Consider the following 261-nt stretch of genomic DNA (forward strand, 5'->3'; position numbering starts at 1 on the left):
GGCGCAATGTGAGCTGCGTCAGTGTCGACCGATGCGCTGACCGGTCACGCAGTTATCTGGCGTTTCGTATCCGTTCGATTCGCTCGTCCGCTGGCGGATGGCTTGACAGATATGGCGACGGCTCGCCTGTTTTTCGTTCCAGTTTTTCGAAAGCCGATGCAAGCGCCGCAGGGCTGACGCCGTTCGCTTTGAGCATCGCTATCGCATAGTCGTCCGCCTCGCGTTCCGCGTCGCGGGAATACTTCAGGTACAGCATCATGG

Annotated in this window: 1 protein-coding gene; it reads right to left on the reverse strand. The window is 59.0% G+C overall.

The features are described from left to right. Positions 1-52 precede the first annotated feature (52 nt). Positions 53-261: M48 family metalloprotease (locus WDW90_RS39945; protein WP_336493096.1), on the reverse strand; the 209-nt coding region annotated here is incomplete at its 5' end.

The sequence above is a fragment of the Methylobacterium nigriterrae genome, from assembly GCF_037106235.1.
Lineage (GTDB): Bacteria > Pseudomonadota > Alphaproteobacteria > Rhizobiales > Beijerinckiaceae > Methylobacterium > Methylobacterium nigriterrae.